This is a genomic window from Pseudomonas sp. IT-P74 (assembly GCF_949768175.1).
In the GTDB taxonomy this organism is placed as follows: Bacteria; Pseudomonadota; Gammaproteobacteria; order Pseudomonadales; family Pseudomonadaceae; genus Aquipseudomonas.
Window position 1 is genome coordinate 79821 of sequence record NZ_CATKQD010000003.1, and the last position, 13189, is coordinate 93009.

Annotated in this window: 14 protein-coding genes and 1 tRNA gene; 5 read left to right on the forward strand and 10 right to left on the reverse strand. The window is 59.5% G+C overall.

Annotation, left to right across the window (positions count from 1 at the left end):
* Positions 1 to 35: 35 nt before the first annotated feature.
* Genes ACM6J5_RS03020 through ACM6J5_RS03030 form a run of 3 tightly spaced genes read left to right on the forward strand, consistent with a single transcriptional unit; the run spans position 36 to position 2878 of the window.
* Positions 36 to 1514, forward strand: coding sequence for a flavin monoamine oxidase family protein (locus tag ACM6J5_RS03020; protein WP_414927788.1), 1479 nt, complete (start codon positions 36 to 38; stop codon positions 1512 to 1514).
* A 9-nt stretch (positions 1515 to 1523) separates the two neighbouring features.
* Positions 1524 to 2180, forward strand: coding sequence for a c-type cytochrome (locus ACM6J5_RS03025; protein WP_414927789.1), 657 nt, complete (start codon positions 1524 to 1526; stop codon positions 2178 to 2180).
* A gap of 35 nt (positions 2181 to 2215) precedes the next feature.
* Positions 2216 to 2878 (forward strand): hypothetical protein, encoded by a 663-nt coding sequence (locus ACM6J5_RS03030; RefSeq protein ID WP_414927790.1) that lies wholly within the window; start codon positions 2216 to 2218, stop codon positions 2876 to 2878.
* A gap of 148 nt (positions 2879 to 3026) precedes the next feature.
* Here ACM6J5_RS03030 and ACM6J5_RS03035 read toward each other — a convergent pair whose 3' ends face one another.
* From ACM6J5_RS03035 to ACM6J5_RS03065, 7 genes are all read right to left on the reverse strand, one after another.
* Positions 3027 to 3704 carry a c-type cytochrome gene (locus ACM6J5_RS03035; protein ID WP_414927791.1) on the reverse strand — a complete coding sequence of 226 codons (678 nt, stop codon included), beginning with the start codon at positions 3702 to 3704 and terminating at the stop codon, positions 3027 to 3029.
* Positions 3704 to 5191, reverse strand: a complete 1488-nt coding sequence (locus ACM6J5_RS03040; protein ID WP_414927792.1) for a flavin monoamine oxidase family protein — start codon at positions 5189 to 5191, stop codon at positions 3704 to 3706. The genes ACM6J5_RS03035 and ACM6J5_RS03040 overlap by 1 nt, the downstream gene beginning before the upstream one ends.
* A gap of 315 nt (positions 5192 to 5506) precedes the next feature.
* The gene (locus ACM6J5_RS03045) at positions 5507 to 6214 is read right to left on the reverse strand and encodes a TetR/AcrR family transcriptional regulator (RefSeq protein ID WP_414927793.1); all 708 of its coding nucleotides are present in this window, start codon (positions 6212 to 6214) and stop codon (positions 5507 to 5509) included.
* Between the two features lie 180 nt (positions 6215 to 6394).
* Entirely contained in the window at positions 6395 to 6691 is a 297-nt protein-coding gene (locus ACM6J5_RS03050) for an EthD family reductase (RefSeq protein WP_414927794.1), read from the reverse strand.
* Between the two features lie 83 nt (positions 6692 to 6774).
* The gene (locus tag ACM6J5_RS03055) at positions 6775 to 7191 is read right to left on the reverse strand and encodes a RidA family protein (protein ID WP_414927795.1); all 417 of its coding nucleotides are present in this window, start codon (positions 7189 to 7191) and stop codon (positions 6775 to 6777) included.
* Between the two features lie 14 nt (positions 7192 to 7205).
* The gene (locus ACM6J5_RS03060) at positions 7206 to 8039 is read right to left on the reverse strand and encodes a phytanoyl-CoA dioxygenase family protein (protein WP_414927796.1); all 834 of its coding nucleotides are present in this window, start codon (positions 8037 to 8039) and stop codon (positions 7206 to 7208) included.
* A 571-nt stretch (positions 8040 to 8610) separates the two neighbouring features.
* Positions 8611 to 8698: transfer RNA gene (locus ACM6J5_RS03065), tRNA-Ser, on the reverse strand.
* Positions 8699 to 8821: 123 nt separating this feature from the next.
* Between ACM6J5_RS03065 and ACM6J5_RS03070 the strand changes: the two genes are divergently transcribed.
* On the forward strand, positions 8822 to 9493 hold the full coding sequence (locus ACM6J5_RS03070; RefSeq protein ID WP_056724337.1) for a Bax inhibitor-1/YccA family protein: 672 nt from the start codon (positions 8822 to 8824) through the stop codon (positions 9491 to 9493).
* A 59-nt stretch (positions 9494 to 9552) separates the two neighbouring features.
* On the opposite strand, the gene ACM6J5_RS03075 is transcribed toward ACM6J5_RS03070, so the two are convergent.
* Together ACM6J5_RS03075 and ACM6J5_RS03080 are read right to left on the reverse strand one after the other, a co-directional pair.
* Positions 9553 to 9882 carry a YceK/YidQ family lipoprotein gene (locus tag ACM6J5_RS03075; RefSeq protein WP_095941835.1) on the reverse strand — a complete coding sequence of 110 codons (330 nt, stop codon included), beginning with the start codon at positions 9880 to 9882 and terminating at the stop codon, positions 9553 to 9555.
* Positions 9883 to 9938: 56 nt separating this feature from the next.
* On the reverse strand, positions 9939 to 10376 hold the full coding sequence (locus tag ACM6J5_RS03080) for an Lrp/AsnC family transcriptional regulator (protein ID WP_007987480.1): 438 nt from the start codon (positions 10374 to 10376) through the stop codon (positions 9939 to 9941).
* Positions 10377 to 10512: 136 nt separating this feature from the next.
* Here ACM6J5_RS03080 and ACM6J5_RS03085 point away from each other — a divergent pair, with 136 nt between their 5' ends.
* Positions 10513 to 11406 carry a DMT family transporter gene (locus ACM6J5_RS03085; RefSeq protein WP_095941836.1) on the forward strand — a complete coding sequence of 298 codons (894 nt, stop codon included), beginning with the start codon at positions 10513 to 10515 and terminating at the stop codon, positions 11404 to 11406.
* Between the two features lie 68 nt (positions 11407 to 11474).
* Here ACM6J5_RS03085 and ACM6J5_RS03090 read toward each other — a convergent pair whose 3' ends face one another.
* Entirely contained in the window at positions 11475 to 13100 is a 1626-nt protein-coding gene (locus tag ACM6J5_RS03090) for an NADP-dependent glyceraldehyde-3-phosphate dehydrogenase (protein ID WP_414927797.1), read from the reverse strand.
* Positions 13101 to 13189 lie beyond the last annotated feature (89 nt).

Here is a 13189-nt window from a genome sequence, read left to right on the forward strand (position 1 = left end):
GTGATCTCGATTAACCGCTGCGTGAGGCATTAGCCATGGCCAAGAGGCCTGACTCCGATACCGGACTCGATTCAAAACGTAGACAATTTCTGAAACTCGCCGGTGCCTCCGTGGCCGTAGGAGGTTTCGGCCTGAAAGTGGGGCTGGCGCATGCCGGTGCAGCCACTGGCGAGGCGGGCGATGTTCTGGATGTCGCCATCATAGGCGCTGGCCTGGCTGGATTGACTGCCGCCCGGGACCTGCAGTTGGCCGGCAGCCAGTCCTTCGTGGTCCTCGAGGCACGGGACCGCGTGGGAGGTCGAACCCTCAATTTCGACATGGGCAACGGCCATGTTTCCGAGGTCGGTGGCCAGTGGATCGGGCCGGGTCAGACCGCTGTCGAGGATCTCGCGCGGCAGCTGGAGGTGGGAACCTTCCCGAGCTTCTACGAAGGCAGCACGGTCATTCTCGGCGGCGACGGCCGCCTTGAGGTCGATCTCAAGGGAACCTTCGGCACTGATATGACCGTCGCTGGAAAGCTCAGCGAGCTTTCGCGCGATGTGCCCTCGGGGGCGCCCTGGAATTCGCCGAAGGCAGCGGAGCTGGACAAGCTTTCGGTTGGCGATTGGCTGGCCCGGCAAAACATCAAACCCGAGGATCAGCCAGGTTGGGATGCCAGCATGACGCTGAGCGGTGGTGTAACGCCGGCCAAAATGGGGCTCTTGCATTTCCTGTCCATGATCAACTCAGCTAGCTGTGATTACGAAAAGCTCGACTCGATCAAGGACAGCGCCCAGGGTACTCGGTTTGTCGGCGGCTCGCAGATTCTCAGCACCAGAATGGCTGGGCAACTGGGGGACAAGGTGCGCTTGCAGTGCCCGGTCCGCAGGATTGCCGACTGGGATCGCGAGGTCGTCACACTACACACGGACCAGGGGCTGGTGCGTGCGCGCAAGGTTATCGTGGCCATCCATCCTGCCCTCTGCAACCAGGTGCAGTTCGATCCGCCCCTGCCGCCAGCGCGTGCCGCTCTGCAGCGTGCCTGGCCAGCGCACTCCCCGGCGCGCAAGACAGCCATGGTGTATTCCCGGCCGTTCTGGCGCGACAAGGGCCTGAACGGGCACATCATCATGCTCAACGGTCCCATTATCTGGGCCTGGGATAACTCGCCACCCAATGGGGACGTGGGCGTCATCAATGCCTTCATCTCCAACGCCAATCTGCCCTCGGACCCTGCAACGGCGAAGCGCATCCTGACGGAACTCTACGCGCGCGCCTGGGGGGACAAAGCGCTGCAGCCCGTGGCCTATCACGATCAGGATTGGGGGCGTGACGATCCTTGGTCGATCACCTGCATTTCGGCCATACCTCCGGGATTCTGGAGCACCCATGGCGAGGCGCTGCGGCCGGCCTGCGGCAATCTGATCTGGTCCGGTACCGAGACCGCCGATATCTGGGCCGGTTACATGGATGGCGCCGTGCGCTCGGGCCACCAGAGTGCCCTGCAGGCCCTTAACGCCTTGCGTCGGGCATAGGAGGTGAATATGAAGAAGTGGATTTTGCTGGGATTTGTTACGGTCGTTGCCGGCCTGCTGGCTGTTTACGGCCGGGACCTGCTCGATCTTTATCGCCTGCTGACTCACATCAGCACGTCCAGCGAGGCGCGGCAGGCTGATGGTGGGGCGTGGCCCCGCCTGACCGATGCATGTGTCGGTTGTCATGGCGCCCGGGGCAACTCGCTGCATCAGGGTTACCCCAGCCTCGCGGGCCAGCCGGCTCCCTACCTGGCGGCTCAGTTGCGCCACTTCGCCAGCGGCGAGCGAGCCAACCCGAACATGGGCCCGCTGGCGTTGAGCCTGAGTGAGGCTGACATTCAGCTCCTGTCGGAGTACTTCGCCAAGCACCCTGCTGCTCAAAACGGGTCGTTCAGGCCTGATCCCGCTCTGCAGGAGAAGGGCAAGAAGCTGGTGGCGAGCGGGGGCTGCGCCGCTTGTCATGGTGAAGGTCTGATGGGGCACGACCAATTCCCGCGGTTGGCCGGGCAGGGGCATGACTACCTGCTGGCGCAGCTGAATGCTTTTGCGCTGGGTCGCCGCAAGGATCCGTCAGGCGCGATGACCGCCATTGTCACGACGTTGTCCGCGGATGATCGCAAAGCACTTGCCCATTATCTCGCGGCACTCGCTCCTGTGGCGAAGTGATGTATTGAGTTCAGTATTTGATAGAGGCTATTACTATGGAAATCAAGGATACCTTTGCGTTGCTTGCTTGCGCTCTGTTGATTCTTTGCGGAGTGACTTACGGGATCAAGTTTCTTAAAAAACAGAATTATCTGCTCGGTTTCGAGTGGCTGATCGTTGCCTTCTCCGGGTCGAATCTTCTGATATACCTCCTCACTGAGTGGAAGTTTAACTACAGCATCTCATTCTTTCTCGATGCCTTTTCCCGCGGGTTCGGTATACCGATTGTTGCCACTCTTGGCCTGATGGCGGTCACCCATAATTACAAACCATCGGTTTCCAAGGATGTCGTGATATTCGCGGCTTCATTCGCTGCCACCTTCGTGCTCGTCCTGGCTGATTTCGTTCGCGAACCGCTCCCGTACTTCTATGTGATCATGTGGTCGGGCTACACAATTTATCTCGCGTATTTCACCTGGCAATTGGTTTGTGCCCGAGAGAACCTGCACGCCCTGGCCACGGCGGTGGGTGCTGCGGTCGCCCTGGTCGTGGCTCTCGTTTATGACTTCTTCCCGATCGCGGGTGACGACACCAAAATGATATTCATGACCTTTGCCTTGACCACTTGGTCTTACACCATGGTCCAACTGTATTACGCCTATGGCGCGCTGGCGCGCGCGATGGGAGGTTCGTCTCGATCGCTTGTGCAGGCCCGCTGACCGATTTGCGAGTTGCATGGAATGAGCCGCCATTTTCTGGCGGCTCATTCCTTGACTCCGGCCTCTCTGTAGATCCGGGGGGAGTTCTGTCTTTCGAATGGGAATGCGCGGCAGGTGAGCGTCCATTCCCACCTTCACGAACAACGGATTATTTGGCTCCCGGGGGCGAAGTTGGTGTCTGGTTGGCCAGGAAGTGGGCCGTGGCCCTGATCTCCTCCTCCGAGAGTGTACTGGTCATAGCGTTCATGACCTGGCTGGGGTCCTTGCGTTGCCCCTGCTTGAAGGCGGTGAGCTGGTCTATCAAGTAGCGTTCGCCCTGGCCCGCAATTCGGGGAGCGAGCGGGCTACCCGACAGACCCTCGCCATGGCAGGCGGCGCATCCCCTGGTCGCGATTGTGGCTTGTCCGCGTTGTTCCAGCGCTTCATCGCGGCTCGGGGACTCTGTCCTTTCCGGCTGCTGACGCGCGAAATAGCCCGCCAGGGACTTGATTTGATCTGTAGTCAGATGTGCCGCGAGCGGGCTCATTTGCGGGCTGTGTCGATGCCCTTCGGCGAAGGCGTGCAATTGGGCTTCGATGTATGGCGCGGGTAGACCGGCCAGGGAAGCGTACTGCGCGTCCCGGGGCTGGCCATTGGCGCCGTGGCAAAGTGCGCAGGAATCCTGAATCTGTGGCCAGGCGCCGCCATTGGCCTCGTAGTTGGCATAATGCTGGTCGAGGGCGTCCATGAAGCGATAGCCCGCCACCATCTCCGGGCCATATATCACGCTCGATACTGCCAGGGCCGCCACAGTTACGACCGCCCCAATCACAAATGCTCGCTTCATCACACGCTCCTCCGACGTTTAACCAACGCCTGGAGCGCCTCGAGTGCTGCGCGGTGGCCGGCACGGATAGCACCATCCATCGAACTGGCCCAGAGATCGGCCGTTTCAGTGCCCGACCAGATCAGGCAGCCGACCGACGGTTTCAGGTACTGGCCCCATTTGGTCAGGAAACCGGGTGGTATCGACGCGACGCAGGTAAGGGTCCAGGGATCGACCTTGCCCCAGTCGTGGTCGTGGAACTGGATGGGGTGCAACGCTTCGTCGCCCATTGCTTGCGCATAGATGGCTGACAGGGCGCTTTGGGCGGCGTTGGCATCATGGGGCAGTTGGCCGCTTCTGACAAAGGCGCTGAGGACACCGACGCCGCCATCCGGAGGCGAGTTGTCATAGGACAGGATCAGCGGTCCGTCGGCTTGCGTGATCTGGCCGTTCAGGCCCTTGTCCCGCCAGAACGGACGCTCGTAGACATGCACGGTCTTGCGCATGGGGGCATGGGACGGCCAGAGGCGCTGTAACTGCGCGCGTCCGCTGGGGAGAGGAGGATCGAAGCTGATCTGGTTGCACAAGGCCGGGTGCAGTGCAGCAATGACCTGTCGGGCGCGAATGACGCCCTGGTCGGTATGCAGTTCGACCACATCTTGGTCCCAGCCGACGATCTTGCGCACCGGGCAGGACAATCTGACCTTGTCACCCAGTGCCTCTGCCATCTTGATACTGAGGATCTGTGAGCCGCCGACGAAGCGAGTTTCCTGGGCGCCGCCCTTGAACCCCTCGAGTTTTTCCATGCGGCAATCGGCGGAGTTGATGAGGGACAGGTAGTGCAATAGCGCCAGGACTGAGGGAGGGGTACCCGTTGTCAGGCCGATGGAGGTGTCGAAGCCGAGCTTGCTCTCATTGCTGACTCCCTGCTGTGCAAGCCACTCGCCGACCGACAGTTTGTCCAGGGCGGTCGCATCCGTCGCGGTCCATGGCTCCTTGCTGGGCACTCCCCGCGCGAGTTCATTCAGCTTCTCGACTATCGAGGCGTTGGAGTTCTGGCCTTTGGTCAGGTCCTGCTCGAATTTAGCGTCACCCACCAGGTAGATGTTTTTGCCATGGTACCAGGTCGGAAAGGTGTCGATCTCGAGTTCGCGGGCCAGGTCGAAAATGGCCGTCTGGCCGGGGCCGATCCACTCGCCACCGGCTTCCGACACAACGCCCTTGCCCAGGTCGTGGTTGTAGGTGCGCCCACCGACACGGTCCCGGGCCTCGAGTACGACGAAAGACTCGCAGCCAGCGCGGCGCAGGTCCCGCGCCGAAGTCAGGCCGGCCAGTCCTGCCCCGATGATGGAGACGTCAAGGACGTCGTCCTGGCCAGCATGTGGCACCTGAGCCGTGGCCCGCCCGCTCAGAGCAACCCCTCCGATCAAGGTGACGCTTCCAATCGCCTGAAGCAGCAAGCGTCGCTGGCGCGCCGGCAGCGACAATTCATCGTTATCTGAATCCATCTTCGCCTCTGTCATATCTATTGTATGTTTTACATAACAGTTGTTGTGTAAAAATACAGCACATTTGAAACCGTGCAAAGCAGAATAGAAGGGCGTTTGGTATTGAGTGGGGTGGGGGCGACGCAGGCGTTGGCACCGGTGGAGTGCGCCGCGGCATGATAAGGGCAGGTGTCCTGCTGGATAGGGCGGTCAGAACAAGGCAGCCAGTGCCATTTAATGGTCTTGGCAAGAAAGCGCGGTGCTCAGCCCCGACCTGATGATCCTGGAGAAGCGCGCTGCTCGTGAAGGCCAACTCAGCTGCGCGCGTTAACTGCTTTACTTGGCGACGGCCTTTCTCTTGGAAGATGGTTTTTGCGGTTGGGGTGGAGTGATCAAGGTCATGAGGGCATCGAGAAGGGATTGACCTCGGCTCGAACCGAACCGTTCAGGTTCGATCGGCAACATCATCATCCATCCATCGCTGATCGCGCTGAGCTGATCGGCGAGCAGCTCGGCGGGGATGTCGTCGCGGATTATGCCTTGGCTTTGCCCTCTCTCCAGTACCGATGTAAACACCTGGCGGAACCTTGCATATCGTTGCTTGATGACGCCGGCGAAAGCCGGTTCGTGCCTTGCGTAGCCAAGCAATTGGAGCCATGCGAGCCATGCGTCCGGCTCGTCGGTGTTCGTCCAGTCGAGCCATTGTTCGATGAGAGCCTTGATATCGATCCGCTCCTGGTTGTTCTCCAGCAAAGTATCGATCTGGTCGAACAGGCTCTGTGCGACAGCGGTGATCATCTCCTCCTTGTTTGCGAAGTAGTAGGTCACCGCTCCCGTCGTGCACCCGGCGTGTTGCGCCACTTTGCGCATCGAAGCTCCGGCATAGCCCTCGCGTGCGATCACCGCGATCGCCGCTGCCAGCAACTCGGCCCGTTTCGCCTTGTGGTCGCCTACGGGCCGACCCCGGCGGGAGACCGGTTCGGATTCGCGATCACTCGCTTGAGCGCTGTTGTTCATGGGAGGCTGGGGTCGTGAATCAGGCATAGGAAATGGGTAATTTTCGCTGGCTCAATTGATCGGAGTAACAGTTGCACTGAAAAAGCTGCAACTTGCTATTTGCGGCTCAGCATATGGAATTTATTTAAAGAAAGCACCCATGCAAGACTTGATACCGGGGCTCTCCCGAAGGGCGCATCAGCGGCCTTCGGGCAGCCGTGCGATGCATCAGTCGTCCGCGCGGAAGATCAGTGGAGCGATATTGGTGAAATTCGCCACGTCGCCGAGAACCTCAGCCGTCCTGGGGGAGGTGAGCACGGCATCTATTCCGGTCTGATTGTTGAAGCGCAGAATCACCAGGCCTGCCAAGGGCTGCGGACCGACGGCCGGAAACAGGATCTCGGCCGATTGCAGTCCAAACTCACCCCATGCGGAGCGCGCAAGCGGGATGTGGGTGGAAAGGTAGTACTCCCGGTCGAATTTCGCATCTTCGGTTAAGGGGTAGCTCACGATAAGGGTAGCCATGGGTAGTCCTTGCTCTTGTTGTGATGGGGTAGAGAGGGCATGACGCGCGCCTCGGCAACCTGAGGCGTGATGTTTTTGTGAAATCAGCTTTCGCCGCAACCCACGACCGCAACGGCGCGAATTTCTACGCGAAGCCCGGGAAGGGCCAGTTGCGAGATGCCGATGGCGGTCCATGACGGATACCGGTCGGGGAAGTACTGGTGCTTGACCTGGATGAATGCGTGCGTGTCAGTTTGAAGCTCAGTATGAAATGTCATCAGCTCGACAACATCCGCCAGGGTCGCGCCCGCCGCCTCAAGGGCGATTTTCAAGCCTTGGAAGGCTAGGTGCGCCTGCTCTTCGATACCATTGCCCGGTGTCATTGTGGCGTCGATTCCGACTTGGCCGGAAACCCAGATCATGTCCCCGACACGCGTCGCTTGCGGAAAGTGATAGTTATCGTAGAACACTTGGGATTGGGGAGGGGTGATGGTTTGCCGTTTCAGGTTCTGGGTACTCATTGCTTGATCTCCGATCATACGAGCTGGCGGAAGGTGGGGTGACGGAAGGGTTCTCCCGGCTTCAAGGTCATCAATTCTTCGGTGAAGAGAACGCCTTCCTTCGGATAACCCGCATCACTGTGGTCCGGCAGGGGGTTAAAGGTTGCGTCGTCACCAAAGAAGCGGAAAACAAAGGTGTGGCGATCCGGGAAGGCTTCGTCGACCGGCGCGCCGCCATGTAGCGAGCCGGGATGGAGCACGACCACATCCCCGGGCTCCGTTGCCCACGACAGAATTTCGTATGCATCGGGCGCCTGCTCGCGCTCAGCCTCGATATCGGGAAGGCGAGGCAGCATGCCGCCTCCATGCAAGGGTTGGGTTGGGTCGTTCGGGTCGAGGAAGGTGGTGCCATCAAAACGCGTTCCGCGGTGTGAGCCCCGAATGATCTCCAGTGCATTCTGCTTGGGAACGGATTCGAAGCTGATCCATGCATTGCCCCAATGCATGCCGGCCCAGGGCAAATAAGAGGTGTCCTGATGCCAGAGTGTGCGCGAACCGCGTCCGCCGGCCTTGAGGAACACTTCCTCGGCGAAATACCAGACGTTTTCGGAACCCCAGAGGTGTGCGAACAACTGGCCAAAGGGGAGGGAAGACACCAACGCCTCCAGGCGCTCTTTGGCGAGCGGATTGGCGTTGTCGACGTGCGACTGTTGCAAGGTCCCATCGAACATTCGAAACGCGTTGGGGCCGTGGTTCTCGACTGCCCAGTCATAGGCAGTCCGACACTGAGCTAGTTGCTCCTCGTTCAGAAGCCCTTTGATCAGGACTGCCCCATCTTCCAGAAATGCCTTGCGCAGAGAGTCTTGCATGGCGGCTTTCTCCCACGAAATTTTACTAAGGTGAGATTGATCCTAGCAGCCAGATTTATTTAACGCAACAGTCGTTATTCTAATTATGACTGGCACCGAATGTGCCAATTTCCTGGATGTGATGGCGTCGGCTATGGGCAGCTTTTCCCCTCGAACAGGTTGCCGGTTCGCTGTCGTATCAATTAGGCCGCTTGAACAATCGGCGAGGAAATATGCGTGAAGCAATGGGGGGGGGGACGCTAGAAGAAGTAGTAGACGCAAGCCTCTATCAGATTCGAGTTCTTGCCGCTGCTGGTTGACCGGCACGCCATAGCTCCTCTCGTAGAGATAACCAGGGCGAACTGGATTGGGGCGCTACGGGTGGACTTGCCTGTTGCCCCCTCGATATTGGCAAATGCCGGTGATAGGTCACGACGGCGTCTGGCAGGGTTCCCCGTCGACGCACTTGGCCCGTATCAAGGCGCTCCACGTACAGCTATGGAAAGCCAAGAGCCAAGGTATGGGCTGGCAGGTTTTTCCAAACCCCGGAAACGACAAAGCCCTGAATAATCAGGGCTTTGTCGTATAAAGATGGCGGAGGCGATGGGATTCGAACTCATGGACCTGTTACAGTCGACGGTTTTCAAGACCGTTGCCTTAAACCACTCGGCCACACCTCCGTTTGCGTTGCGGGCGCCATAATACCTGAATGAAACACACTGTCAAACTCTCTGCATAGCTTGTTACAGGGCGTCTGTTATGATCTTTGCGACTGAACGTTTCAAACCAACAGGAGTGTCGCCATGCGCGAACAGGATTACGCAGTTAATAACAGCGTGCAGGCTGAGCAGCTAGAGGTTAGCCGCGTCCTGCGCAACACATACGGCTTGCTCGCCCTGACCCTGGCTTTCAGCGGTGTGACAGCCTACGTTGCCCAGCAGATGCATGTTGGCTACCCGAACATTTTCGTGGTGCTGATCGGCTTCTATGGTCTTTTCTTCCTCACCAACAAACTCCGCGATTCGGCCTGGGGCCTGGTGTCGGCATTTGCCCTGACCGGTTTCATGGGGTTCCTGCTTGGCCCGATCCTCAACCGTTACCTGGGAATGCAGGGCGGCGCTGAAGTGGTCAGCTCGGCGTTCGCGATGACGGCGCTGGTGTTCGGCGGTCTGTCGGCGTATGTGCTGATTACCCGCAAGGACATGAGCTTCCTCGGCGGTTTCATCACGGCAGGTTTCTTCGTGCTGCTGGGTGCAACGCTGGCGAGCCTGTTCTTCCAGATCAGCGGCCTGCAACTGGCGATCAGCGCAGGTTTCGTGCTGTTCTCCTCGGTCTGCATCCTGTTCCAGACCAGCGCCATCATTCATGGCGGCGAGCGTAACTACATCATGGCGACCATCAGCCTGTATGTATCGATCTACAACCTGTTCGTCAGCCTGTTGCAGCTGTTCGGCATCATGGGCCGCGACGATTAATCGTTGGCCTTGAAGTAAAAAACCCGCTCAGGCGGGTTTTTTTTACCTGAAATTCAGGCTCACTCTGCAATGACAATGCTGCCGTCGGCTTGCTGGCGGTAGATGGTGTAGGGCAGCAGCAAGGTATCCATCGCCCCGGACACGACCACGTCGAGCAGCACGATAGCGGGGGCGGGGCCATGTACCTGCGCATCCCGACCGTCTTCGAGGGCCGCGTTCAGGTAGCAGAAATCGTAGGTCACGCCGCTGTAGATTCGTGGTACCGCGCCGCAATAACTCTTGTGGTCCTTGAGGCTTTTTGCGGCCGCTTCGTCACTGCGTACGACCGTCTGAATCGTGCCGCAACCCGCTAGCATCATTGCCACGAGTAGCATTGCCTGAGTTTTCATGCCGTCAATCCTTCGCCGGAAACCATCAATCTACTTCAGTCTGAAACAAATATCACTCACGCCATGGGCGGCAACCGGCGCTTGACCGGGGTTTTCTTGACGATTGCCGTATTGGTTTCAGCGTGGGTGTTGAGGCGGTCGAGCAGAGTGTCCAGTTGTTCCATCGAGCGCACATGCAGGCGCGCAATGAAACAGTCGTCGCCGGTCACCTTGTCGCACTCGGTGAATTCGGGAATGGCCATGATTTGCCGTTCCACTTCCTGCAATTGCCCCGGCAACGGGCGAATGCGCACGATGGCCTGGAGTTGATAACCAAAGCATTTCGGGTCGATTTCTACGGTGTAGCCCTTGAGCACGCCGCGTTCTTCCAGACGGCGCAGACGCTCGGCAACACTGGGGGAGGACAGGCCGCTGATCTGCGCCAGGGCCTTGAGCGAACGTCGCGAGTCTTCCATCAGCGCCGTGATCAGCACTTGGTCGATGTCATCGGTCATGGCGAAATCCTCTGTTAGGCGTTTTTCCGAAACAGCCTTGATAAAAAAGGTAGATTCCGAGTTTAGCCTGCTTTTTGCTCTGGAGTAGCGCCAGGGTGCATTGGCATACTTTGGCCACAAACACAGGAGTCTGATGATGGACAAAACCCTACGCCGCGGTTCGTTCGAAATGACGGCCGCCATGTTGATTTCCGGCACCATCGGCTGGTTCGTGCTGGTGTCCGGGCAACCGGTGCTGGATGTGGTGTTCTGGCGCTGCCTGTTCGGTGCCGGCACCTTGCTGCTGATTTGCGCGGCCTTCGGCTTTCTGCGCCCCGGCATTCTGACCCGCACGACCTTCCTGCTGGCGGTGCTCAGCGGTGTGGCGATTGTCGGCAACTGGGTGCTGTTGTTCGCGTCCTATTCCCGGGCATCGATTGCCATCGGCACCGCCGTCTATAACGTCCAGCCGTTCATGCTGGTCGGGCTGGCGGCGCTGTTCCTCAACGAAAAGATCACCGCGCAGAAACTGACCTGGCTGGGCGTGTCGTTTCTCGGGATGCTGGCGATTGTCAGCGCCCATGGCAGCCAGGGCGAGAGCGGCAGCGATTACCTGGTGGGCATTGCCCTGGCCTTGGGCGCGGCGTTTCTCTATGCGATTGCCGCTCTGATCATCAAGCGCCTGACGGGAACCCCGCCGCATTTGATCGCGCTGATCCAGGTCGGCACGGGCGTGTTGTTGCTCGCGCCATTTGCGAATCTTTCGGTATTGCCGCAGGCACCGAGTGCGTGGGCCAGCCTGGTGACGCTGGGCATGGTGCACACCGGTGTGATGTACGTGTTGCTGTACGGCGCGATTCAAAAACTGCCGACTGCGCTGACGGGGGCGCTGTCCTTCATCTACCCGATTGCGGCGATTTTCGTCGACTGGTTTGCTTTCGGCCATCGCCTGGAACCGCTGCAATGGATTGGCGTCGCGGCGATTTTGCTGGCGGCTGCCGGCATGCAACAAGGCTGGTCAATGAGGTTTCGGCGCACGGTGACGCCCTGAGCGTCACCCAGGGGCGTCAGATGTTCCGGCGATGTTCGTCGGCGGTAATGGCCTGACCGTCCAATGACTCAGAAGATGTAGTCGGTGGTCAGGAAGCTCGAACTGCGGCCGCTGATGATCTCGCTGATCAGGTCCTTGTTGGTCTCCTGGAATTTGGTGGCCACCAATGTGCGGATCGAAAACACCCGCAGTGCGTCATGGACCGACAAGGTGCCTTCGGCCGAGTTCTTGCGACCATTGAAGGGATAGGTGTCCGGGCCGCGCTGGCACTGGGCATTGAGGTTGATGCGCCCGACCTGATTGGCGAAGGTGTCCACCAGCCGGCCGACCGCCACCGGGTTGGTGCCGAAGATGCTCAATTGCTGGCCGAAGTCCGACTCCAGCACGTAGTCGATCACGGTATCCAGATGACGGTACGGCACGATGGGGATGACCGGGCCGAACTGTTCTTCCTGATAAACGCGCATCTGCGGCGTGACCGGGTACAGCACCGCCGGGTAGAAGAACGACGCACGAGCCTCGCCACCGTTGGGGTTGACCACTTTGGCGCCTTTGCTTTCAGCATCCGCCACCAGAGAATGCAGATAGTCGACCTTGCTCGATTCGGGCAGTGGTGTCAGGGCTACGCCGCTTTCCCAGGGCATGCCGGGTTTGAGGTTGGCGAGCCTGGCGTTGAATTTGTCGATGAAGGACTCGACCACGTCTTCGTGGACAAACAGGATCTTCAGCGCGGTGCAGCGCTGGCCATTGAACGACAGCGAACCGGTCACCGCTTCACTGACCGCATTGTCCAGATCCACTTCCGGCAGGACTATCCCAGGGTTTTTCGCATCCAGGCCCAGCGCCGCGCGCAAGCGGTGGGGTCTCGGATGGAGTTTTTTCAGGTCACTGGCGGCCTTGTTGGTGCCAATGAAGGCAAAGATGTCGATCTTGCCGCTGGCCATCAACGCACTGACCGTCTCGCGGCCGCTGCCGTAGATGACGTTGATCACTCCGGTCGGAAAGCTGTCGCGGAAGGCTTCCAGCAGCGGGCGAATCAGCAGCACGCCGAGCTTGGCCGGTTTGAACACCACGGTATTGCCCATGATCAGCGCCGGGATCAGCGTGGTGAAGGTTTCGTTCAACGGATAGTTGTATGGCCCCATGCACAGGGCCACGCCCATCGGCACGCGACGGATCTGGCCGAGGGTGTCCTGTTCCAGTTCGAAACGGCTGGAGCGGCGGTCGAGTTCCTTCAGTGCGTTGATGGTGTCGACGATGTAGTCGCAGGTACGGTCGAATTCCTTTTCCGAGTCCTTGAGGTTCTTGCCGATTTCCCACATCAGCAACTTGACCACGGCGTCGCGCTGCTCGCGCATGCGCCCCAGGAAGGTTTCGACGTGCTGGATGCGTTCGGCCACGCGCATGGTCGGCCACAGGCCCTGGCCACGGTCGTAGGCACGGACCGCGGCGTCGAGGGCGGTCAAGGCGGTGTCGGCATCCAGCAGCGGCGTGCTGCCGAGGATCACCTGCTCATCGCCATTCGGGCCTGCCACGTACACCGGGCTGCGGACCTGGGCCAGCGGCCCGCTCCAGGTTCTGAGTTCGCCATCGACCAGGTACTCGCGCTGCTCGGTCTGGCCGCCGAGGCGGTACTTTTCCGGGATCTCGGCGGGGCTTGGGAACAGGTTCTGGAGAATATTGGCTGTGGTCATGTCGCTACCCCTCTGGATTGGGTGATGCACTGATGAATCGTTTTAGCAGACCTCGGCAACGCTTGTCATGACTCATCTCAGCGTTTTTC